Raw genomic sequence first — 22,827 nt, forward strand, 5'->3', positions numbered from 1 at the left:
AGCATCCCGGTCGCCCCCGTCCGCTGCCCGAGGAGGACGAAGAAGCCGAACACCGCCACCCCGCACCACGAACGGAACCGCCATGCCCCTCTTCCTCTCCGACGCCGCCGTGATCACCATGGACCCGGTCTCGGGCGCCGTCCCGATCACGGCGAGCATCCGCATCGTCGACGAGCTGATCGTCGCGATCGGCCCGGGCCTCGTCCCCGAGCCGGGCGACGAGGTGATCGACGGGCGCGACCGCCTGGTCGTCCCCGGCTTCGTCAACGCCCACACCCACTCGTGGGAGTACCTCTACAAGGGCCGCTACGACAACCTGCCGCTCGAGCTGTGGATGCTGCTGTCGTACCCGATCCTCGGGAACAGCCGCGTCGCTCCGGATCTGGTGCGGCTGCGCTCGTCGCTCTTCGCCCTCGAATCGCTGAAGGCCGGGGTCACGACCCTGGTCGACGACGTGCTCGAGAACCCGGACCAGGACGCGGAGCAGCTCGCCGCGGTCTTCGACGCGTACGACGAGATCGGAGTCCGCGCCAACATCTCGGGCCACGTGATCAGCAGGCCCTTCCACGAGACGATGCCGTTCCTCGAGGAGTACGTGCCCGCGGAGATCCTCGACCAGGCGCGGTCGGCGTCGCGCCCGACGACGGAGGGCTACCTCGCCTTCAGCCGCGAGGCGTTCGCGACCCAGCACGGGAGGGGAGGCGGGCGGCTGCGCTACATGGTCGCCCCGTCCGCTCCTCAGCGCTGCGGGCCCGAGCTGCTCGTCGGGGCGACCGAGCTGGCGCTCGAGCACGGGGCGGAGTGCCACATCCACGTCCTCGAGACGAAGACGCAGCTGGTGACCGGCGAGCTGTCCTACGGCTCGACCCTGGTCGAGTACATGGAGCGGATCGGCGCGCTCTCGCCGAACACGACCTTCGCCCACGGGATCTGGCTCACCGACTCCGACATGGAGCGGATCGCCGCCGCCGGCACGTCCGTCTCGCACAACCCGATCTCGAACCTCAAGCTCGGCTCGGGCATCGCCCCGTGGCGCGCGCTGCACGACGCGGGCGTGAACCTCGGCCTCGGCACCGACGGCTGCTCGAGCAGCGACTCGCCGCGCATGCTCGACGTCGTGAAGGCCGCGGCGCTCCTGCACAAGGTCACGGATCCGGACATCGCCACCTGGCCGACCGTGTCCGAGGTGCTCACCGCCGGCACGATCGGAGGCGCGCGCAGCGCCGTGCTCGACGACGTCACCGGCAGCATCGAGGTCGGCAAGCAGGCCGACCTCGTCGTCTACGACCTCGAGACGCTGAACTTCACCCCGCGCCAGCGGCTCGAGAACCAGCTCGTCTACTCCGAGAACGGCTCGTCGATCGACACCGTGATCGTCGCGGGCCGGATCGTCGTCTCGAAGGGCGTCTCGACCACCGTCGACGAGGCGGCCCTCCGCGCGGATCTCGCCGCGCAGCTGGGGGAGATCGTGGCCTGGCAGGACTCGCTGGACCGCACGAACGGCGTGCTCACCGAGCCGTTCCGGCGGATGTACGAGCGGGCGATGCGGCACGACGCCCCCGTCGACCGCTTCAGCGGCCGTCGGCTGGTCTGAGGGCGGGCCGGCTCCCGGCGGACGCTCGGCCGACTCCCGGCCCGGCACACGGACGGGCGGAGGCGCGGCTCCAGTAGGTTGCGCACATGAGGTGGCGAGCGGGAGCGGTGGCGGTGCTCGTCCTCGCGCTCGCCGGGTGCACCGCGCCGGCCGACCCCGAGCCGACGACCGGGCCCACGACCGCCCCCGTCTCCGGGCCGGTGGTCGGCGGCTACGGCGACCTGCACGTCGCGCCCGACGGGTCGATGATGTTCTGCTACTCCGACCCCGACCCCCGATTCACGGGCGTCTGGCGCGAGTGCCAGGACGGGATCCGCGCCGTGAACGTCGACCCGGCCGCGATCGACGCGACCCTCGGGGAGACGGCGACGGCCGATCCGGGCGGGCACCGCTGGGTCGGCGCGGCGGCCGGGAAGCGCACCGCCGAGGACGGCACCGACGTCTACACCGTCTTCCTCGCGGGGACGCGCACGGACGACGCCTTCACCGTGACCGCGGTCGGCGAGGGCTCCTACCGCGTGCCGTCCGAGTACCAGGAGCTGCAGCCGGGAGTGCCGGGCGGGTTCCTGGTGCGGCTCGAGCCGATCGGCTGAGCGGGGGCGCCGGCGCGGGCGGAGGAGCCGAGCGGGGTGCAGCGGCCGGGAGGGGCGGAGCCGGCGGACTCGCGCACCCCCCGCCCGACCCTCACAGCGGGCGCGGCCGGTACCGCTCGATCAGCGCGTCGAACAGGCCGTTCATCCGCTCGTCGACCACGCGGCGCGACTCGTCGGCGTCGTACCACTCCACGATCTCGCGGGCGCCGTCGCTGAAGCGCACCGAGGGGGAGTAGGCCGGGACGAGGCGGCGGATCTTCGCGTTGTCGAACACCATCGAGTGCGCCTTGTCGCCGACGATCCCGGCACCGAGCTCGGGGTCGGCGGCGGCGATCGCGTCGGAGGCGACGTGCACGAGGCGCGGCTCGACTCCGGCCGCCGCGGCGAGGTCGTGGTGGATCTCGTCCCAGGTCGGCGTCTCGTCGCCGGTGATGTGGAAGGCCTCGCCGATCGCGGCGGAGGCGCCGAGGAGGCCGACCAGGCCGACGGCGACGTCGTCGGCGTGCGTCAGCGTCCAGAGCGAGGTGCCGTCGCCGAGGACGACCACCTCCTGGCCGCGGCGCATCCGGTCGACGACGGTCCAGCCTCCGTCGACGGGCAGCGCGGTGCGGTCGTAGGTGTGCGAGGGGCGGACGATCGTGACCGGGAAGCCGCTCGCGCGGTACTCGGCCACGAGCAGGTCCTCGCACGCGATCTTGTCGCGGGAGTACTGCCAGTAGGGGTTCCGGAGCGGAGTCGACTCGGTGACCGGGAGGCTGCGCGGCGGCTTCTGGTAGGCCGAGGCCGAGCTGATGAAGACGTACTGGCCCGTGCGGCCGGCGAACAGGTCGATGTCCTGCTGCACGTGCTCGGGCGTGAAGGCGACGAAGTCGATCACGGCGTCGAAGGTCTTGTCGCCGAGAGCGGCGGCGACGGAGTCGCGGTCGCGGCCGTCGGCCTGCACCTCGCGGACGCCCTCGGGCAGCGGGCGGAGCGACGTCCGCCCCCGGTTCAGCACGGTCACGTCGTGGCCGAGCCGCAGCGCCTCGCGGACGCAGGCGGCGCTGATGATGCCCGTCCCGCCGATGAACAGCACGCTGAGCGACATGGATCCTCCTCCGGCGGCGCCCGCGGCGGACGCCTCCCGATCCGATTCCCCCACATCGGGGCGCCGCACGCGAGTACCTTGACCCGGCTACCGCTCGACGGGACGCCGGTGCTCGTCCTCCGGCTCGGGGGCGAGCAGCGCCTCCGGAGCGGCCGCCGCGGTCGGTACGTCGGACGCCGTCCGCTGCTCGAGGGAGCGCCCCCAGGCCGTGCCCGCGAGGATCAGCGCGATGCCGAGGAAGCCGACCGGCGCGATCGGGTCGCGGGCGAGCGCGACTCCGACGACCGCGGCCCACACCGGCTCGGTGCCCAGCAGGAGGCTGACGCGGGAGGGGGAGGTGCGGCGGACCGCCCACGTCTGCACGAGGAAGCCGAAGACGGTGCAGACCAGGACGAGGTAGAGGAACAGGCCGGCGCCCACGGGGTCGAGCCCCGCGACGTACTCGGGGATCGGCACGCCGACGACGAGCGACGCGGCGCTGAAGACGACGGCGCAGGTGCCGAGCTGGACCGTGGTCAGGCGGAGGGAGTCCATCGGCGCCCGGGCCGAGAGGCGGTGCATCGAGGTGACGTGCACGGCCCGTACGACGGCGGCGCCGAGGATCAGCAGGTCGCCGGGGGAGAGCGGGCGGAGGGCGCCGTTGCCTGCGAGCAGCGCGACTCCGACGACCGCGACGAGGCATGCGAGCAGGAAGCGGCCCGGGAGGCGGCGCTTCGAGACGGCGGAGTCGAGGATCGGCGTGATCACGATCGTCAGGCTGATGATGAGGCCCGCGTTGGTGGCGGAGGTGCCGGCGATGCCGTAGGTCTCGAGCGCGAAGATCGTCGCGAGCAGCGCCCCGATGGTCACGCCGACCCGCCACTCCGCCGCGGTGATCCGGTGCCGCCGCGCCGCGACGATCACGGCCAGGCACAGCGCGGCGAGGGTCATCCGCGAGCCGAGCAGCGCCATCACGCTCGAGTCGGTGACGAGCTCCTTCGCCGCGAAGTAGGTCGAGCCCCAGGAGGCGGCAACCACGAGCAGGAGGAGGTCGACCCGGAAGCGGGAGAGGAGAGCGCGCACGGCTCATCGTGGCGGCACGGAGACCCGCAGGACAAGACTGCATCTTCTGCGCCGACGCGTAAGTTGGAACTCATGGAACTCGGACAGCTCAGGGCTCTGCGGGAGCTCGGCGAGCGCGGGAGCATCGCCGCCGTCGCCGCCGCGATGCGGGTGTCCCCCTCCTCCGTCTCGCAGCAGATCAGCGCGCTGCAGCGCCGCACGCCGACGGCGCTGACCTTCCGCGACGGGCGCCGGACCGCGCTGACCCCCGCCGGCCGCGCTCTCGCGGCCGCCGTGGTCGAGGTGGAGGTGGCGCTCGAGCGCGCGGCCCGGGCGGTCGCGGACTTCGAGGGGGAGCCGAGCGGCACCGTCTCGGTCGCCGCGTTCCACAGCGCGGGGCTGGCGATGTTCGGCCCGCTGCTGGAGGCGCTGCGCGCACCGGGTCGGCCGGGCGTCGCGCTCGCCGACTTCGACGTGGCGCAGAGCGCCTTCGCCGGGCTGACCGCGGATCACGACCTGGTCGTCGCGCACCGGCTCGCCGGCAGCGCCGAGTGGCCCGGGACCGTGCGCTCCACGCCCCTCCTCTTCGAGCCGCTCGACCTCGCGCTGCGGCGCGACCATCCGCTCGCCGCGAAGGACGTCGTCCGTCCCGCCGACCTCCGCGACGAGGAGTGGGTCGCGGTGCACGAGGGCTTCCCCCTGGAGCGGGCGATCGACGCCATCGCGGTCCTCGCGGGCGGCGACGCGCGCATCCCGCACCGGATCAACGACTTCCTGGTCGCGGCGGCGGTCGTGTCGGCGGGCGACGGCGTGGCGCTGCTGCCGCGGTACACGACCGACCTGCGGCGCACGCCGGAGGTGGTGCTGCGGCCGCTCGGGATCCCGGGGCTCGGCCGCCACATCGACTGCCTCGCCCGGCCCGAGACGCTGGAGCGCTCGGCCGTGCGGGTCGTGCTCGAGCAGCTGACCGGGATCGCCGCGGGGCTCGCCGCCGCGCCGTAGCATCGTGCCGTGCACCGCCTGATCGAGACCACGGCCGGAGACTCGGCCGCCACGGACCTCTTCGCCCTGCAGGAGGCCGACCTCCTCGCCCGCTACGGCGGCGACGACACCGGTCCGCGCCCTCCCGCCGACGCTCCGACCCTGCTGCTCGAGGTCGACGGCGGGCTCGTCGGCTGCGTGGCGCTCGCGGTCGAGGACGGCATCGGCGAGATCAAGCGGATGTTCGTGGTGAGCGCCGCGCGGGGCCGCGGGCTCAGCCGCGTGCTGCTCGCCGGCGTCGAGCGGCTGGCGGCCCGCGAGGGCGTGGAGCTGCTCCGACTGGTCACCGGCACGGAGCAGCCGGAGGCGATGGCGCTCTACGCGAGCGCCGGCTACGACCCGATCGCGGGCTACGGCTACTGGGGCGACGAGCCGAGCGCGCGCTGCTACGCGAAGCGGCTCGACCGCGAGGCGCTGCTCGCCGACGCGGGCTGACGCCGGGCTGGCGCTGGGCTGATGCCGGGCTGGCCGTTCGGCCGTCGGGGCGTGACGCCGGGCTGCCCGTTCGGCCGTCGCGGGCCGGCGCCGGACTGACGTCGGGTGCTGCGCTCGCCCGTCGCGGGCTCTCCGGGCCGCTCGGCCCGGGGTGCTCGCGAGTCGGGCCGCCCGCTCGGAGGGTCCGTATCGGCGAGTCCGACGGGGCATCTGCGACGTCGTCCACGACTGGTCGGCGCTGCGGAGAAGTCGCTGAGGATGAGGCGCGGGGGGCGCGGCGCGCCGCCTCAGGGCAGGTTCGCGCCAGAGCGGCCTCGAGCGGCGTGCCCCGTCGCGGAGCAGGCGACTCTGTCGGAGCGGCACGGGCATCCTCCCGCGCCTCTCACCCGACTCTGCCCCCGATACCCAGGGGTGCACGATGACAGAAGGACTCCGATGCAGAACGAAGACACCAGCACGCCGACCGGCGCCCCCGATCGTCTGACCCAGCGCCGAACCGTGGTGAAGGGCGCCGCATGGGCGATTCCTGTTGTGGCCGCCTCGATCGCCGCTCCGATGGCCTCGGCCTCAACCGCCCCCCAGTGCGCCCTGCAGGACGCGCAGCGCATCGACGCCACCTCGACCACCGCGCTCGCGGCTCGGACGATCCCCGTGCCCGCGGGAACCCAGTGGGTCCGCTTCACGGCGGTCGGCGGAGACGGCGGCGGCGTCCGCACCGGGTCGGACGTCACCAGCGCCGGTGCGCGGGTGACGGGCACCATCCCCGTCGACGCGCTCGGCGGAGCGTCCGAGATCGTCATCACCGCGGGCTCGGGCGGCAGCAACCAGGCCGGCGGCCGGGGGCTCGGCAACGGCGGGGCTCCGGGCACTCCGGGCTACATCGGCTCCGGAGGAGGGGGCGGGGCCAGCGGGATCACCGCCGCGGGCTCCCTGCTCGTCATCGCGGGCGGCGGCGGCGGTAGCGCAGCCGGCTTCACCTCGAACGACTTCACCCGGTCCGCCCGCGTCGGGCCGAACGCGGGGTCCGGCGGTCCCGTCGGCGGCTCCGGCTACGACAGCGCCGTCTCGCGCGCGGACAGCAGCACCGGCTCCACGGAGCAGGCCCCGAGCACCGGCGGAAGCCAGACCGGGCCGGGGCAGCCCGGTGTGACGACGGTCAACGTGACCGAGACGGTTCTCGGCAGCCCGGGCTCCGGGCGCGACGGCGGTGCCGGCGCAGCGAGGACGAACGCGAGCCGCCAGGTGACCTATGCGTCCGGTGGCGGTGGCGGCGGCTACTTCGGCGGTGCCGGCGGCGGCACCTCCCTGTGGGTGCGGGGTGGCGGCTCCTACGCGGCCAACGCGTCGACGGGCGCAGGAGGCAGCAGCTTCGCCGCGTCCGGCGTGACCGTCGAGAACTCCGACGTCGACACCCGTTCGCAGACGATGGGCTACGTGGAGGTCGCCTTCTTCGTCTGCGAGTAGCGCCTGCCCGAAGGCCAGGTGAGCCTCCGTGGTCGTCCGCTCCGGCGCGCGACCACGGAGGCTCGTCGTCGTCACCGTCCGCTCCACGTCGTCCCCGTCCTCCTGATGTCCCATCACCATATCAGTATGGGGCAGGAGGCGCCAGCCCTCACTCCTCCTGCGGTTCCGCGCTGTCGTGCTGCAGGCGCACCAGGATGCGGCGGAGGTGCATCGCCGCGAGGACGCCGGGCCCGAGGGTCCGGGAGGTCGCGGCGGTCCGCTCGTCGACGACCTGCACGAGGTGCCGGATCGCGCGGGCCGCGCTTCCTATCGCCCGGTGCGCGGCGGGGGAGCCGGCGTCGTCGCGGTCGATCGCGTCGGCGACCGCCCGGCAGGCCTCGCTCAGCGGCGGACCGAGCGCCGGATCGAACGGGAGCGCGCCCGGCCGCTCCCAGATGGTGTCCGCGAGGGCGCCGCTCAGATCGCGGACGTGGAAGAGGATCGCGTCGAGCGTCTCGAGGCGGAGGTGGTCGGACCGGGAGTCGCGGCGGTGCAGCAGCGCGCGCGGGTTCCCCTTGCGACTCTCGTCCGCGTCCGCGAGGGCCGCGCGGACCTCCTCCGCCGTCCGGGCCAGCTCCTCGCCGTTGCGCGCCCAGGCCTCGTGCTCGGGCGGCCACGTCTCCTCGAGCGCGGCGGCCAGCTGGCGCAGGTGCTCCGCGAGCTCGCGCTGGAACGCGTCGACCCGGGCGGACGCCGCCTCGACGGTGAGCCCGGGGGCGACGACCACGTTCACCAGCAGCCCCACCACCACGCCCACCGCCATCTGCACGAGGTAGCCGAGGGAGTAGTCCTCGGCGTCGGCCCCGCCGATGATGAGCACGAAGAGGGCCGCCATCGGCACGTACTCGCGGCCCGCGCCGAACCACCCCGTACCCGAGAGGACCACGCCGATCCCGACGACGAGCGGGATCGTCCACCAGGTCGGTCCGACGGTGACGACCACGAGGGCGGCGAGCCCGATCCCCGCCGCCAGGCCGAGCAGGGTCTGCAGTCCGGTGCGGACCGAGCCCATCAAGGTCGGGTACATGCTGACGAGGGCGCCGAGCGGCGCGTAGTACGGGTACTGCTCCGCGACTCCGGGAGCGAGCGGCGCGACGGCCCAGGCGATGCCGACCGCCAGCGCCGTCTTGAGAGCGAGCATGAGGCGCGAGCCGGTGACCGCCTCCCGCCAGGCGAGGGCGGCGCGGGACGTCCGGGTGTGGGGCATCCCGGCACCCTAGGCGAGGGGCGCGGACCGTCTCTCCCCTCTTGACAGCGGCGGCGGAGGCGCGAGCGGCGGTGGAAGAAAGAGGACGGCGGCTCGGGACGGCGGTGCTGATCACGACTCACGACGAACGTCCGATCCGGCCCACGTCGCCTGCGCCGTTCCACGGGGCGCCGCGGATCCTTCCTCCGTGACGAAAGCGACCGCGCGGACCGCAGGCGCCGTGAAGTGATGTCACCCCCGCTCACGGGGGCCGTTGAGTTTGCGCAGACGCCCTGTTACCGTGAACAAACCGTGCAGCTGGCGGCGTCGGAGGCCTCGAGGTGGAGGTCGCGCCGGATCCTGCGAGTCACGGCGAGTTCTTCTCCGAGGTCCACCGGGCCTCTCCCCTTGGCGCCCTCCGGCGCCTCTCCGCAGCCCCCCCGCCCCCGGGGGCGCGCCGCTCACGGTGCGCCTCCGGGCCCCACGCCGCCCCTGACGATGGAGTCACGATGACGACCGCATCGACGCCCGTCGACGCCGAGCTCCCCCGATCCGCGGGGCTCCGGCGCAGCCACACGGCCGGGCTGCTGATCCTCCTCGCCGCGGTGGCTCCGCTGCCCTTCACCGCCGCCTCCCCGGCCGTCGCCCTCGGCGAGCCGACCTCCACCGACCCGATCGCGCCGGACACCGCCGACCCCGCGATCGAGTTCCACGACGGCGACTGCTCCATGGTCGCGACAGCCCGGGCAACCCCGTCGTGATGCGGAAGGCGCCCACCCTCGCGGCACTCGGCACCACCGCCCCGACCACCGGGTACACCGACACGAACCCCGGCGGCTGATCCCTCGTGCCGGTCGAGCAGCTGCCCCTCCCTGCCGGTCGAGCAGCCGCCCGGCGGCGTATCGAGCCCTTCGTGCTCCGCACACAGGCTCCGACACGCCCCTGACGGCGCTGCTCGACCCAGCAGGGCTCGGCACCCCGAGATCCTCTCCCCCTCCCTGAACCGCACCACTCCACCGAAGGAGCACCATGCCCCCCACCACCACACCCGCGCGGCGAGCGCCGCTGCGCGCCGCGCTCGCCGCGCTCGGCCTCGGAGCAGTGCTGCTCTCGGGCCTCGTCGCCCCGGCTCCGGCCGCGCAGGCGGCCGATGCCGTGATCCCGCAGCAGGGCCTCCTCGCCGACTACCGGTTCACGCAGACCACCGGCAGCACGGTCCCGAACACCGTGAGCGGAGGCGTGGGAGCCGCCACCGTCCGCAACGCGACCGACGCGCTCTGGACCGGCACGTCGCTCCGCCTCACCGGCGGCCCCAAGAGCAGCACCACCGCCCCCTGGGTGCAGCTGCCCGCGAACCTGCTGACCGGTCGCTCGTCGGCCACCGTCACGATCGAGACCCGCGCCGACGCGTCGATGCTCTCGAACTTCCACTTCCTGTGGAACATCGGCAGCGACAGCACGAACCAGTACTGGTTCGCGTCCGTCCGCGACCGGGTGCGCACCGCGATCACGACCAGCGGAGGGAACGGCGAGAACAACGCCCGCAGCGCCTCCGCCCTGACCGCCGACCGCTGGTACAGCCTCACCTCGGTGATCGACGGCAGCGCCGGCACGATCTCGTTCTTCGTCGACGGCGTCCAGGTCGCCTCGGCGCCCACCGCTCTGCGCCCCTCGTCGGTGGCGGACCAGTCGCTGAACACGATCGGCCGAGCACCGTACCCCGACCCGTTCTACACGGGCGAGGTCTCGGCGTTCCGCGTCTACGACCGCGCGCTCACCGGGGCGGAGGTGGTGGCCGTGTCGAGCGTCGACGCGAAGCCTCACGCCTCCACGTTCTCCCCGATCGCCGCCGCCGTGCTGGCCGGGGTCGCCCCGCTCACCGTCGACGACTCGACCACGAACCTGCCCGACTACGGGGGAGCGGTGACCTGGTCCTCCAGCGACCCGACCCTGCGCGTCTCGGCCGACGGCCGCACCCTCAGCGCCGACCGCCCCGCCGTGGGCCAGGCCGCGCGCGCCTCGACGCTCACCGCGACGGCGTCGATCCGCGGAATCGTGCAGACCCGCTCGATCGCCGTGACGGTCGAGCCGCAGGTCGGCGTCGACACCCCCTACGGCTACATGATGGTCCACTTCGTCGAGGACTCCCAGGGCTACGCCGAGAAGATCTACCTCGACGTCTCCCGCGGCGACGACCCGGAGAAGTGGGACCCGCTCAACGGCGCGAAGCCGATCCTGGCCTCCGACCTCGGCACCACCGGTGTCCGCGACCCGTACCTGACCTACAACCCCGACACGAAGAAGTACTACATCATCGCCACGGACCTCCGCGTCTTCGGCGGCGACCGGGGCCCCAGCACCTGCGACACCTGGTGCTACTGGACCACCAAGGGCAGCACGAAGATGAACGTCTGGGAGTCGAGCGACCTCGTGTCGTGGAGCGACGTCCGGCAGTTCGACGTGGCGCTCGACGCCGCGGGGACGAAGAAGCTCGAGGCCGGCATGATGTGGGCTCCCGAGGCCACGTGGGTGCCGGACTACGCGGGACCCGGCAAGGGCGCGTTCGTCGTCTACTGGTCCTCGACGGTCTACCCGACCGCGGCGCACACGCCGGGCACCGGATCCTCCCGCGTGCTCTGGGGAGCGACCACGGACTTCACGCAGGCCACCTACTCCTACGGCGGCACCTTCATCGACACCGGGGCCGACACGATCGACACCACGCTGATCCAGGACTCCGGCACGACCTACCGGATCTCGAAGGACAACGGCACCGGCAAGGGCATCTACATGGAGTCGACCACCTCGCCGACCTGGTGGCTGCCGACGACCTCGTGGACGCAGATCCAGTCGCGCATCGGCGCGGTGTGGTCCGGCGGCAACCCCGGTGGGGTCGAGGGCCCCGCGGTGTTCAAGGACCACGGCGAGGACACCTGGTACCTGTACGTCGACGTGATCCCCGCGACCGGCTACAAGCCGATGGTGACGAACGACCTCGACACGGGCTGGACCCAGCTCACCGACCCGGGCTTCTCGCTCGCCTCGTCGACCAAGCACGGCGGCATCGTCTCGCTGACCGCGGGGCAGTACGCCGAGGTCCGCTCGGCCGACGCCGCCTCCGCGGTCCGCTCGGACCTCGGCGAGGTGACGGTCGCCTCCGGCACCGACGCCGCGGCGGCTCTGCCCGCCCGCGCCGACGTCGTGCTCGCCTACAACCGGGGCACCGCCTCGCAGCCGGTCACCTGGAACACCTCCGCGGTGGCGACGGCGCCCGGCCGCTACTCCGTCACCGGAGTCGTCCGCACGATCGGTGCGAACGACAACCAGTGGGTGGGCGCGAACGGATCGACGGCCTACAACGCCGCCGACCGTCGGCTCTCGAGCTCCACGGCCGTCACGGTCACCGCGACCGTGGTGGTGACGGCACCGACCTCGACGCTCACCGCGTCCACCCGCTGCGTCGCGGGCAAGGTCGTCCTCACCGGAGTGGTGAAGAACACGGGCACGACGCCCCTCTCGGTCGTCATCCGCTCGCCGTTCGGCGCCTCGCAGACGCTGACCGCCGCCCCCGGCGCCAGCGCCTCGGCCGCCTTCACCACCCGTCAGGCCTCGGTCCCGGCCGCCTCGCTCACCGCGGGCGCCCTGACCGCGGCCTACCCGGCGCGCACCTGCTGACGCACGCGCGCCGCTGACGCCGAGACGGCCCGCCCCCGCCGAGACACCGCCCCACTGCGGTGCCTCGGCCGGGAGCGGGCCGTCTCGGCGTCGAGCGCCTCGGAGCTCCGCGGCGGCCGCCCCACATCCCGGCACGGCAGGCTGTACGGATGAGCGCGCCTGGAACCACCGACCCCCTCGACCACGTCCGCGTGCGCGGCGCCCGCGAGAACAACCTCCGGAGCATCGACGTCGACGTGCCGCGCGACGCCCTCGTCGCCTTCACGGGGGTCTCCGGATCGGGCAAGAGCTCGCTCGCCTTCGGCACGCTCTACGCGGAGGCGCAGCGCCGCTACTTCGAGTCGGTCGCCCCCTACGCGCGGCGGCTGATCGACCAGGTCGGCGTGCCGGACGTCGACTCGATCGAGGGCCTGCCGCCGGCCGTCGCCCTCCCGCAGCGGCGCTCCGGAGGCTCGGCCCGCTCCACGGTCGGCAGTGCGACGACGCTCTCGAGCGTGGTGCGGATGGTGTTCTCGCGCATCGGCGCCTACCCCGAGGGCGCGCCGATGCTGCTCGCAGAGGACTTCTCGGCCAACACCGTGCAGGGCGCGTGCCCCAGCTGCCACGGCATCGGCCGGGTCTACGACGTCCCCGACGAGCTGATGGTGCCGGACGACTCCCTCTCGATCCGCGACGGGGCGCTCGCCGCCTGGCCGACCGCCTGGCACGGCAAGCAACTGCGCGACAGCCTGATCTCGCTCGGACACGACATCGACGCTCCGTGGCGCGACCTGCCCGCGGAGGACCGCGACTGGATCCTGCACACTCCCGACTCCCCGCAGGTTCCCGTGTGGACCGACCGCTCTCCCGCGGAGGTGCGCGCGGCCGTGGCCGCCGGTGACGAGCCGCGCTACATGAGCACGTTCCTCGGGGTGCGCCGCTACGTGCTCGACACCTTCGCCGGCTCGAAGAGCGCCCGGATGCGCGAGCGCGCGGCCTCGTTCGTCGTCAGCGTCGCCTGCCCGGTGTGCGGCGGCCGGAGGCTGAAGCCCGACGCGCTCGCCGTCACCTTCGAGGGGCTCGACATCACCGAGCTGTCAGCGCTCCCGCTCGAGGAGCTGGTCGTCGTCGCGCGGCGCGTGCTGGAGCCCGGCTGGACCCCGGCCGACGGCGCTCCGCAGACCCGCCTGGCCGCGCAGCGGCTGGTCGAGGACCTCGTCGCCCGCCTCGCGCCGATCGTCGACCTGGGCCTCGGCCACCTCTCGCTCGACCGCTCCACGCCGACGCTCTCCTCGGGGGAGCTCCAGCGGATGCGCCTCGCGACGCAGGTGCTCTCGCGCCTCTTCGGCGTCGTCTTCGTGCTCGACGAGCCGTCCACGGGCCTGCACCCCGCCGACACGGAGGCGCTGCTCGGCATCCTGCGGACCCTGCGGGCGACCGGCAACACCGTCTTCTTCGTCGAGCACTCCCTCGACGTCATCCGCGAGGCCGACTGGATCGTCGACATCGGCCCGGGCGCGGGGTCGGGGGGCGGCACCGTCGTCTACTCCGGCCCGCTCGACGGCCTGCCGGGCGCCCGCGGCTCCGTCACCCGCCGCTACCTCTTCCCCGAGGGCGACCCGGCGCCGCTGCGCTCCCGCCGCACCGCGGAGCAGTGGATCGAGCTCGCCGGAGTCTCGCGGCACACCCTCGACGACCTCTCCGTCGCGTTCCCGGTCGGGGTGCTCACCGCGGTCACCGGCGTCTCCGGGTCGGGCAAGTCGACGCTCGTGAACCAGGCGCTGCCCGATCTGCTGCGCGCCTCGCTCCGCGCCGACGTCGCCGAGGACGCGCCGGCCGAGGAGGGCGGGGAGGCGGACCCGCTGCTCGACGCGGCTGCGGCGGCGACCCGCGGCACCGCCTCCGGGCCCGCGGACCGCCTGCGCCGGGTGGTGCAGGTGACCCAGACCCCGATCGGCCGGACCTCGCGCTCGAACGTCGCGACCTACACGGGCCTGTTCGACCGGGTGCGGACGCTCTTCGCGGCCACACCGGAGGCGAAGCGCCGCCGCTTCTCGGCGAGCCGCTTCTCCTTCAACCTGCCCAGCGGGCGCTGCCCCGTCTGCAAGGGCGAGGGCTCCGTGGAGGTGGAGCTGCTGTTCCTCCCGACCGTCGAGGCGCCCTGCACGGCGTGCGGCGGCACCCGGTACAACGACGAGACCCTCGAGGTCACCCTGGGCGGCCGGACGATCGCCGACGTCCTCGCGCTGAGCGTCGCCGATGCGCGCGAGGCCTTCGCCGAGGACCGCGAGGTCGCCCGCCACCTCGACGCGCTGGTGGACGTGGGGCTCGGCTACGTCTCGCTCGGCCAGCCGGCGCCCGAGCTGTCCGGGGGAGAGGCGCAGCGGGTGAAGCTCGCCTCGGAGCTGCGTCGCGCCCAGCGCGGGGACACGCTCTACCTGCTCGACGAGCCGACGTCGGGCCTGCATCCCGCCGACGCCGACCGCCTGCTCGAGCACCTGCAGCACCTGGTCGACGCGGGCAACACGGTGATCGTCGTCGAGCACGACATGCGCGTCGTCGCCGACGCGGACTGGGTCGTGGACCTCGGCCCGGGAGCGGGCCGGGCCGGCGGCTCGGTGGTCGCGACGGGCACTCCGGAGGAGGTCGCCGAGGCCGCGGGCAGCCGCACCGCTCCGTACCTCCGGGCGGCTCTGGACCGGCGCCGCTGAGCACCCGAGGACCCTGTCAGTCCTCTCACCGAAACCTCACCGAAAACAGTTGTTAACGGTAACATTCGAGGCGGCCCGCCCCCCTGGGCCGGATTTCTCAACGACGAGAGGCCTCACGAATGAGACGACGACTCCCCCTGGCCACCGTGGCGGTGATGGCGCTGACGGCGGGTCTCCTGTCGGTCGGCCCCACCGCTCAGGCCGCCCCCACCACATCGCTCGACGCCGCGAAGGTGCTCGAGCTCCCGTTCGACGGGTCGCTCGCCGACACCAGCGGTCGCGGGACCGCCCTCGGGATGCAGAAGGGTACCGCCTCCTACGGCACCGGCCTGAACGGCCGGGCGTTCGAGTTCACCGGATCGAACGCGATCTCGCTCGGCACTGCGGCGGCGCTGCAGCCCGCCGACCTCACCGTCTCGTTCTGGTACAAGCCGACCAGCGCGATGACCGGTGAGCAGGTCTTCACCTGGAACAAGACCGCCTACAACTCCGACGGCTGGTACCTCACCTCCGAGGGCGACGGCACCCCGCTCGCGCTCTCGATCGGCCCGTCCGGCGGTCAGCCGTACAAGGTCGCCGTCGAGACCGCCCGCTCCGGCTTCTTCCCCGCGGGGGAGTGGACGCACGTGGTCGCCACGTACGACAAGAGCACCAAGGCCGTCGCCTTCTACCGCAACGGGGTGAAGCAGACCGCCGTCGTCAAGACCGCGCCGTCCTCCTCCGCATCCGGCGTCCTCGGCTCCGAGAGCACCTCGACGAAGACCCTCGGCTTCAACGGCCCCCAGTACAACGGCGCGCACCTGCGCGGCCTGCTCGACGACTACGCGCTCTACAACGGCGTCGCGACCACCACCGACGTCGTCGCCCTGACGAAGGCCGGCAACCCCTCCTTCGACCCCGCGAGCATCGCCCGGGCCGACCTCGAGCTGGTCGCCCCGCCCGCGAGCACCAGCACCGGCTTCACCCTGCCCACCGTCGGCGCGAAGGGGTCCGCCCTCAGCTGGACCTCCTCCGACCCGGCGACCGTCGCGATCAGCGGAGGCACGGCCGCGGTCACGCCGCCCACCGGCTCCGCGACGCAGGTCGTCCTCACCGGCTCCGCCACCTACGGGGGCAGCACCGCGGTCACGAAGACCTACACTCTCCAGGTGCAGCCCCGGGGAGTGAAGACGTCGAACTACCTTCTGGAGGCCGGCCTGTCCGACGTCTCCGTACAGGACCCCTACCTCGAGAACGGGGAGCAGCAGACCGTCGAGTACCTGCTGAGCCTCGACCCCGAGATGTTCCTCTACTCCTTCTACCGCGAGGCCGGGCTCACGCCGACCACCAGCGGCGGATACGGGGGTTGGGAGCGCGAGAACGGCACCCGGTTCCAGGGCCACTTCTTCGGCCACTACCTCTCGGCGCTCTCGCAGGCCTACGCGACCGAGGAGGACGCGGCCACCAAGGCGGCACTGCTCGCGAAGCTCACCGCTTCCGTCGACGGTCTGAAGAAGGTCCAGGACGCCTACGCGCTCAAGGACCCCGCGAACGCCGGCTACGTCTCGCCGTTCCCGACCCGCTACCTCCCCTCGGGCGGCGACGGCCTGCTCGTCCCCTTCTACAACCTGCACAAGGTGCTCGCAGGCCTCCTCGACGCCCACGACCAGGCGCCCGACGCCGTCTCGCAGAAGGCGCTCACCGTCGCCGGCGGCTTCGGCAGCTGGATCACCGCCTGGGCGGGCCGCCAGGCCAACCCCGGGCAGCTCCTGAACACGGAGTACGGCGGAATGAACGAGGCGCTCTACCGCCTGTACGAGACCACGCACGACCCGGCGCACAAGCGCGCGGCCGAGTACTTCGACGAGACCGCGCTGTTCCAGAAGCTCGCGAACAACGAGGACGTCCTCAACGGGCTGCACGCGAACACGACCGTCCCGAAGCTGATCGGCGCGCTGAAGCGCTACCGCGTCTTCACCGACGACCCGGCGCTCCACGCCACGCTCACCGCCGCGGAGAAGTCGGATCTCGACATGTACCGCCGTGCCGCCGAGAACTTCTGGCGCATGGTCGACGAGACCCACACCTACGCCAACGGCGGCAACAGCCAGTCCGAGCACTTCCACGCACCCGGCACCCTGTACGAGTACGCCACGAACGGCCAGACCACCGGCTACGGCGAGAACTCGACCTCCGAGGGCTGCAACATCTACAACATGCTCAAGCTCACCCGGGCGCTGTTCCAGGTGACCGAGGACGTGAAGTACGCCGACTTCTACGAGGAGACGTTCATCAACGGCGTCCTCTCGGTGCAGAACCCGGACACCGGCATGGTGACCTACTTCCAGCCGCAGACCGCGGGCTACGCCAAGGTCTTCGGGCACGAGCTCGACGAGTTCTGGTGCGACCACGGCTCGGGTATCGAGAGCTTCACCAAGCTCGGCGACTCGATCTACTTCGAGAAGCCGAAGACCGTCTTCGTGAACCAGTTCCGCTCCTCGGTCCTCCGCTCCTCCGCGAACAACCTCCGGCTGACCCAGACGGCGGACATCCCGAGCACGGACACGGCGACCCTGAGGGTCGAAGCGCTGGCCGGAGGAGCCGTGGCCGCGGACACGACCCTCAAGCTGCGCGTGCCGTCCTGGATCGACGGAGCGCCGACGCTCACCGTGAACGGTGCCGTCCGTGCCGTCACGGCCCAGGCCGGATACGTCTCGGTCGCCGTCGCCGCCGGTGACGTGCTGACCTGGAAGCTGCCCGCCGCGGTCAGCGCGGTCGCGGACACGGAGAACCCCGACTGGACCGCGTTCCGCTACGGACCGGTGCTGCTGGCGACCGAGCTCAACCGCTCGAACGTCGAGGCGTCCTATGTCGCCGGCGTCCTGGTGCGCATGGGCATGGCCGACAAGTCCGTGAACTCGAACGTCGTCGTCGCGGACTCCGCGGCCTGGAAGTCCGCGGTCCGCGGCAACCTGGTCCGCCTGCCCGACGGCGCGGACGGCAACGGCCGCACGACGATGCGCTTCGGCATGAAGAACGTCGACGCCGCGTCCGCCGCCCGGGTGTTCACTCCGTACTACAGCCTCTACAACGCCCGCTACGCGACCTACATGACCCTGATCGAGCCCGACTCGGCCGCGGCCCAGGAGCTGATCCGGACGCAGAAGGAGCAGCTGCGCGTCGACGAGACGACGATCGACTCCCTCACCTCCTTCGACAACAACAACAGCGAGGCCGACAAGAACTACAAGACCGCGCGGTCCTCGGTGGGGACCTGGCGCGGCGAGGGGTACCGCGACGGCGAGCGCTCGGCGGAGGCGTACTTCCAGTACGACATGATCGTCGACCCGGCTCTGCCGGCGAACTACCTCGGGGTCCGCTACTACGGCGGCGACGCGGGACGCACCTTCGACGTCTACCTCAACGACGTGAAGCTCAAGACCGAGGTGGTCTCGGGAGCGGCCGGAGCGACGAGCTGGTACGTCCAGTACGACCGGATCCCGGCGTCGATCCTCAGCGGTCTCGCCGCGAAGGACAGCTACAAGCGCGACCAGAGCGGGAAGTACGTGCTCGACGCGAAGGGGCAGAAGATCCCCGTCGTCACGGTGCGCTTCCAGGGCACCGGATCCAGCTACGTCGGCGGTGTCTTCGGGGTCTACACGACCGAGTCGACCACCTACGCTGCGGACCCGGAGCTGACGAAGCTCTCCTCCGACGTCGGGACGCTCTCGCCGGCTCTCGCCGCCGGGGTCAGGGACCACACGCTCACGGTGCCGGCCGGCACGACGAGCGTCTCGCTCGACCTGGACCCGGCCGTGCCCAGCGGCCTGGTGAAGGTCGACGGCGTGCTGATCGACGACACCGTCCGCCGCACCGTGCCGCTCGCGGCCTCGGGGACGACGAGCGTGGTCGTCGAGTCGTCGGCGCAGGACCACACGACGACAGCGACCTACCGCCTCTCCATCGTCCGCGCCTCCGCGGCGACGGTACCGACGACCGTGGCGGCCACCAGCCGCTGCGTGGCGGGCAAGGTCGTGGTGACGGTCACCGCTCGGAACGATGCGAAGGTCCCGGCGGGGATCACCCTCGGCTCCGCCTGGGGCTCGAAGGCGTTCACCGGGATCGCTCCCGGGTCGAGCGCCTCGCACGCCTTCACCACCCGCGCCGCCTCGGTGGCCGCGGGCTCGGCGACGGTGACCGCGACGGCGACCGTGGACGGAGCATCGGTGACCACCACGAAGCAGGCCGCGTACTCCGCTCTCACCTGCAAGTGACGTGACGACGACGGCCGCCGGGGATCGCCCCCGGCGGCCGTCGTCGTCAGTCGGAGGTGCGGTAGAGGCCCTGGAGCAGCCCGATGACGTCGCCCAGGAGGGGCGGCGGGTCGCTCCGGATCCACGCGGCGTGCACGGGGACCGGCGGGGCGTCGCGGACGACCCGGTAGGCGAGGCCCTGCCGTCGGTACTGGCTCACCGTCGATTCCGCGGTCACTCCGCGGGCGGAGCCGCTGCTGATCACCGTGAGCCAGTCGTCGACGTCGGTCGTCGGGACGGTGATCCGCGGCCGGTCGTGCTCGGGCCAGAGGTCGAGCCGGGTGCTCCCGGTCCGGTCGTCGAGCGCGAGCGGAGCGGTCGCCACCTGGGCGAGCGTGACCGTGCGCTTCGCGGCGAGCGGGTCGTCGACGGACAGGGCGCAGTAGCGCTTCTCGGTGCCGATCAGAGCCGACTCGACGTCCGCAGCCGGAGATCCGCGCCGGAGGATCGCGAGGTCGCTGAGGCCCTCCGCGAGCCCCGCGGTGGGGGTGTTGGAGCGGATCAGCCGCAGCTCGTGGCGGGGGAGCGCCGCGGCCCAGCGGCGCTGGAACTCCTGGGTGTGCTCGCCGAGAGCCGACCAGGCGTAGCCGATCCGGATCGTGTCCGTTCCGGCCGCCGCCTCCTCGCGCAGATCGTCGACGACGGCCAGGACGCGGCGGGCGTGCCGAAGCACCCGCTCGCCCGCCGGCGCGAGCTCGACGCTGCGGGTCGTCCGGTGGAGGAGCCTTCGTCCGAGGACGGACTCGAGCGCCGCGACGTTGCGGGAGACCGCCGTCTGGGAGATGCCGAGGTCGATCCCCGCGTCGGTGAAGGTCCCGGCGTCCACGACGCCGACGAACGACCGGAGGTGGCGCAGTTCCAGATCCATGACCGCATCCTATTCATGCGGTTCCCGCATCGATCGGACCGGTGATGCATTGTGAGCCGGGGCCGGACGGCTCGCAGACTTCCGGCATGACGAAGCAGCTCCCCGGCGACGGACGGACCGTCGGCGTCGCGACCGCCCTCGCGAGCGCCCTCTCGAATCAGCTCGGGGCGGCCTCCGGGACTCTGGCCTTCCCGGTCCTGGGATCCGTCGGAGTGGTCGCCGTCCGGCAGATCGTCGCCGCGCTGATCCTCCTCCCGGTCGTGCGGCCGCGGATCCGCGACCTGACCCGCGCGCAGTGGTGGCCCGTCCTGCTCCTCGCCGTGGTGTTCGGAGCGATGAACCTCACGCTCTACGCGGCCATCGACCGCATCGGGCTAGGGCTGGCGGTGACCCTGGAGTTCTGCGGGCCGCTGGCGGTCGCGCTCCTCGGCTCCCGGAGCAGGACCAGCGCGCTCTGCGCCCTCGTCGCCGGAGCGGGCGTCCTCGCGATCGCCGGGCCGAGGCCCTCGTCCGACCAGCTGGGGATCGCGCTCGGTCTCGCGGCCGCGTGCTGCTGGGCCGCGTACATCCTGCTCAACCGGATCATCGGACTCCGGCTGCCCGGAGCGCAGGGGACCGCCACGGCGACCGGGATCTCCGCCGCCGTCTTCCTGCCCGTCGCCGTCTGGACGCTCGTCTCGACGCGCCCCGACGCGGGCACCGTGCTCCTGGCGGTCGGCGCCGGCGTCCTGGCGACGGCCGTCCCGTTCGTGGCCGACGTGATCGCGCTCCGGAGGCTCCCGGCGAGCGTGTTCGGGACGCTCATGAGCGCCAACCCCGTCCTGGCCGCCCTCATCGGCGCGGTCGTGCTCGGGCAGGACGTCGGCGCGGCCGGATGGATCGGGATCGCCCTCATCGTCACCGCGAACGCGGCGGTCCTCCGGCGGGGGCGTCGCGCGCGGTGAGGCCCGGCGGCGGGCCGAGCGAGAGGTGATCCCGTCGAGATGCCGCCGCTGTGCGTTACCTGTTCGTTATGAAAAAGGCGCCTACACGACCAAACCAGGGACACCCTGGGAAACGGCAGGTCGCGGGAGAAAACTCTCCTCCATGAACCAGACAGCGGCACCCGTGCGCGAGCATCGAGCTCTCTACTTCCTGCTCGCCGCCCTCGCGGGCATCGTCACGGGCGGAGTCCTCCTCGCCGTCGCCGAGCTCATCGCCCTCGCGGTCGCCCGCACCGCGAGCCCCGTGCTCGCGCTCGGCGCCTTCATCGTCGACATCGTCCCGCGCCCGCTCAAGGAGTTCGCGATCGAGACGTTCGGCGAGAACGACAAGACCTTCCTGCTCGGCAGCGTGGGCGCCGCGGTCGTCGTCGCCGCCGCGATCGCCGGAGTGCTCCAGCTGGTCCGCCCGCCGCTCGGCCAGGTGCTGCTCGTGATCGCCGGCGGCCTCTCGATCGCCGCCATCGTGACCCGCACCGGAGCGTCGCCGCTCGCTGCGGTGCCCACGCTGGTCGGACTCGTCGTCGCCGTCGTCGTCATGCACCTCCTCTTCACGCGCCTGCGCGGCTGGCGTGCGGCCCGGGCCTCGGAGGCCAGGGGAACATCCTCCGAGGCCCGTCCGGGCGCCCTCGAGCGCCGCGGCTTCTTCCGCATCGCGCTGATCTCCGCCGTCGGCGCGGCAGTCGTCGGCACCGGTGCCCGCCTGGTCAACGCGGCGACCTCCTCCCTCGCCGGTGTCCGCGACGCCCTGCGCCTGCCGTCCCCGCGCAGCACCGTCTCGGTCCCCGCGGGCGCCGAGCTCGACATCGAGGGCATCACCCCGCTCTACACGCCGAACGCCGACTTCTACCGCGTCGACACCGCCCTCACCGTGCCCAACCTGGACCCGTCGGCCTGGTCGCTGAAGATCACCGGCATGGTCGACCGCGAGGTGACGCTGAACCTCCAGCAGATCTTCGACATGGGCCTCGACGAGTACGGCATCACCCTCACCTGCGTCTCGAACCAGGTCGGCGGCAACCTCGTCGGCAACGCCAAGTGGCTCGGCGTCCCCCTGCGCGACGTGCTGAAGATGGCCGGCGTGCAGAGCGGAGCCGACATGCTCCTCTCGACCAGCAGCGACGGATACACGGCGTCCACCCCGATCACCGCGGTCACGGACGAGAACCTCGACGCGATCCTCGCCGTCGGCATGAACGGCGAGCCCCTCCCGTTCGAGCACGGCTTCCCGGTGCGGATGATCGTGCCCGGCCTCTACGGCTACGTCTCGGCCACCAAGTGGCTCACCGAGCTCAAGGTCACCACCTTCGAGGCCGACCAGGCCTACTGGACCCCGCGCGGCTACTCCGCCGAGGCCCCCATCAAGATGTCCTCGCGGATCGACACCCCGCGGATCGGCGTCCCCGTCACCTCGGGCGCTCTCAAGATCGCGGGCGTCGCCTGGGCGCAGAGCATCGGCATCGAGAAGGTCGAGGTGAGCATCGACAACGGCGACTGGCAGGAGGCGACGCTCTCGACCCCGGTCAACCTCGACACCTGGGTGCAGTGGTTCGTCGACTGGGACGCCCAGCCCGGCTCGCACTACGTCGCGGTCCGCGCGGTCGACAAGAACGGCACGGTCCAGATCGAGGACCGCGCGCCGGTCGCGCCCGACGGATCCTCCGGCTGGCAGCGCACGCTCATCAACGTCACCTGACGCCCTGCGGAGGCGCCGATCCTCGTGGGTCGGCGCCTCCGGTGCGTCCGGCGTCCGTCGCGAGGACGCTCCCGCGGTGCGGACGGCCCTCGTCGCGACGACGCCTCCGCGGCGGGCACCGCGGCACGTCCCGGCCCGGCGCGCAA

The 22,827-nt window shown here is 72.8% G+C and carries 15 protein-coding genes; 11 read left to right on the forward strand and 4 right to left on the reverse strand.

The window, feature by feature from the left end; genetic code table 11:
* The first annotated feature begins 82 nt into the window (after positions 1-82).
* Both C5C55_RS15160 and C5C55_RS15165 read left to right on the forward strand, forming a co-directional pair.
* A complete protein-coding gene (locus C5C55_RS15160; RefSeq protein ID WP_104234486.1) occupies positions 83-1,594 on the forward strand; it encodes an amidohydrolase family protein in 1,512 nt (503 codons plus the stop codon).
* 86 nt (positions 1,595-1,680) lie between these two features.
* Complete coding sequence (locus tag C5C55_RS15165; protein WP_146080965.1) at positions 1,681-2,187, forward strand: hypothetical protein; 507 nt, start codon at positions 1,681-1,683, stop codon at positions 2,185-2,187.
* A 91-nt stretch (positions 2,188-2,278) separates the two neighbouring features.
* On the opposite strand, the gene C5C55_RS15170 is transcribed toward C5C55_RS15165, so the two are convergent.
* Together C5C55_RS15170 and C5C55_RS15175 are read right to left on the reverse strand one after the other, a co-directional pair.
* The gene (locus tag C5C55_RS15170) at positions 2,279-3,274 is read right to left on the reverse strand and encodes an SDR family oxidoreductase (protein WP_104234488.1); all 996 of its coding nucleotides are present in this window, start codon (positions 3,272-3,274) and stop codon (positions 2,279-2,281) included.
* 87 nt (positions 3,275-3,361) lie between these two features.
* Positions 3,362-4,336: a DMT family transporter gene (locus tag C5C55_RS15175; protein ID WP_219813022.1), complete on the reverse strand. Its 975-nt coding sequence runs from the start codon at positions 4,334-4,336 to the stop codon at positions 3,362-3,364.
* Between the two features lie 72 nt (positions 4,337-4,408).
* Between C5C55_RS15175 and C5C55_RS15180 the strand changes: the two genes are divergently transcribed.
* From C5C55_RS15180 to C5C55_RS15190, 3 genes are all read left to right on the forward strand, one after another.
* The gene (locus tag C5C55_RS15180) at positions 4,409-5,317 is read left to right on the forward strand and encodes a LysR family transcriptional regulator (RefSeq protein ID WP_104226987.1); all 909 of its coding nucleotides are present in this window, start codon (positions 4,409-4,411) and stop codon (positions 5,315-5,317) included.
* 9 nt (positions 5,318-5,326) lie between these two features.
* Positions 5,327-5,791, forward strand: a complete 465-nt coding sequence (locus C5C55_RS15185) for a GNAT family N-acetyltransferase (protein ID WP_104234489.1) — start codon at positions 5,327-5,329, stop codon at positions 5,789-5,791.
* Between the two features lie 435 nt (positions 5,792-6,226).
* Positions 6,227-7,255 (forward strand): hypothetical protein, encoded by a 1,029-nt coding sequence (locus C5C55_RS15190; RefSeq protein WP_104351504.1) that lies wholly within the window; start codon positions 6,227-6,229, stop codon positions 7,253-7,255.
* Between the two features lie 148 nt (positions 7,256-7,403).
* Here C5C55_RS15190 and C5C55_RS15195 read toward each other — a convergent pair whose 3' ends face one another.
* Complete coding sequence (locus C5C55_RS15195) at positions 7,404-8,501, reverse strand: aromatic acid exporter family protein (RefSeq protein ID WP_104234490.1); 1,098 nt, start codon at positions 8,499-8,501, stop codon at positions 7,404-7,406.
* 488 nt (positions 8,502-8,989) lie between these two features.
* Between C5C55_RS15195 and C5C55_RS15200 the strand changes: the two genes are divergently transcribed.
* From C5C55_RS15200 to C5C55_RS15215, 4 genes are all read left to right on the forward strand, one after another.
* Positions 8,990-9,241, forward strand: coding sequence for a hypothetical protein (locus C5C55_RS15200; protein ID WP_104234491.1), 252 nt, complete (start codon positions 8,990-8,992; stop codon positions 9,239-9,241).
* A 268-nt stretch (positions 9,242-9,509) separates the two neighbouring features.
* A complete protein-coding gene (locus C5C55_RS15205; RefSeq protein ID WP_104234492.1) occupies positions 9,510-12,155 on the forward strand; it encodes a LamG-like jellyroll fold domain-containing protein in 2,646 nt (881 codons plus the stop codon).
* 149 nt (positions 12,156-12,304) lie between these two features.
* Positions 12,305-14,845, forward strand: coding sequence for an excinuclease ABC subunit UvrA (locus C5C55_RS15210; RefSeq protein WP_104234493.1), 2,541 nt, complete (start codon positions 12,305-12,307; stop codon positions 14,843-14,845).
* 119 nt (positions 14,846-14,964) lie between these two features.
* Positions 14,965-19,098 carry a beta-L-arabinofuranosidase domain-containing protein gene (locus C5C55_RS15215; protein ID WP_104234494.1) on the forward strand — a complete coding sequence of 1,378 codons (4,134 nt, stop codon included), beginning with the start codon at positions 14,965-14,967 and terminating at the stop codon, positions 19,096-19,098.
* A gap of 46 nt (positions 19,099-19,144) precedes the next feature.
* On the opposite strand, the gene C5C55_RS15220 is transcribed toward C5C55_RS15215, so the two are convergent.
* Positions 19,145-20,005, reverse strand: coding sequence for a LysR family transcriptional regulator (locus tag C5C55_RS15220; protein WP_104222432.1), 861 nt, complete (start codon positions 20,003-20,005; stop codon positions 19,145-19,147).
* A gap of 86 nt (positions 20,006-20,091) precedes the next feature.
* Here C5C55_RS15220 and C5C55_RS15225 point away from each other — a divergent pair, with 86 nt between their 5' ends.
* A complete protein-coding gene (locus C5C55_RS15225; protein WP_104234495.1) occupies positions 20,092-20,949 on the forward strand; it encodes a DMT family transporter in 858 nt (285 codons plus the stop codon).
* 142 nt (positions 20,950-21,091) lie between these two features.
* Complete coding sequence (locus C5C55_RS15230; protein WP_104234496.1) at positions 21,092-22,681, forward strand: molybdopterin-dependent oxidoreductase; 1,590 nt, start codon at positions 21,092-21,094, stop codon at positions 22,679-22,681.
* Positions 22,682-22,827: the final 146 nt, after the last annotated feature.

The sequence above is a fragment of the Rathayibacter sp. AY1C2 genome (assembly GCF_002931195.1).
GTDB lineage: Bacteria > Actinomycetota > Actinomycetes > Actinomycetales > Microbacteriaceae > Rathayibacter.